At 71.3% G+C, this 717-nt stretch carries 1 protein-coding gene; it reads left to right on the top strand.

Going from position 1 to position 717, the window contains the following annotated elements; all coding sequences use genetic code 11:
• A partial coding sequence (locus tag LPA54_RS34060; protein WP_228984546.1) for an N-acetylmuramoyl-L-alanine amidase occupies window positions 1-717 on the top strand: 717 nt, incomplete at both ends.

Here is a 717-nt window from a genome sequence, read left to right as displayed (position 1 = left end):
CGGCGAGGAGCTGGTCACGGACGCCGGGCAGCGGGTCGCCCTGGACGCGGACCCGGACCTGGCGCCCGACCCCTCGTCGCTGGAGCGCGCCGGGCTGCGCGAGGGCTCCTCGGCCGGCACGGAGTGCCCGCGGACGGTGTCCTGCGAGTGGATCCCGGCGCCGTACGAGGAGTTCGGCGACGGCGACTACGGCAACCACGACCTGGGGAACCGGCCCGCCTCGCAGCGGATCCGGTACATCGTCGTGCACGACACGGAGGGCGCCTGGGAGGGCGTCCTCGACATGGTCCAGGACCCGACGTACGTGTCCTGGCAGTACAGCCTGCGCTCCACCGACGGTCACATCGCGCAGCACGTGAAGGCGAAGGACGTCGCCTGGCACGCGGGCAACTGGTACGTCAACGCGGCGTCGATCGGCCTGGAGCACGAAGGATTCCTCACCGACCCGGACGCCTGGTACACGGAGGCCATGTACCGGTCCTCGGCCCGGCTGGTGACGTACCTGGCCGGCAAGTACGGCATCCCGCTTGACCGGCAGCACATCCTCGGCCACGACACGGTGCCGGGCACCACCACGGCCACCATCCCGGGCATGCACACCGACCCCGGCCCGTACTGGGACTGGCGGCACTACTTCGAGCTGCTCGGCAGCCCGCTGAAGGCCACGGGCACGAAGAACTCGGGGGTCGTCACGATCCGGCCCGACTACGCCACCCA

Source organism: Streptomyces sp. DH12 (assembly GCF_020873895.1).
Classification (GTDB): domain Bacteria; phylum Actinomycetota; class Actinomycetes; order Streptomycetales; family Streptomycetaceae; genus Streptomyces.
Note: the sequence above shows the minus strand (reverse complement) of the source record. Positions and strands in the feature narration are given on the sequence as shown.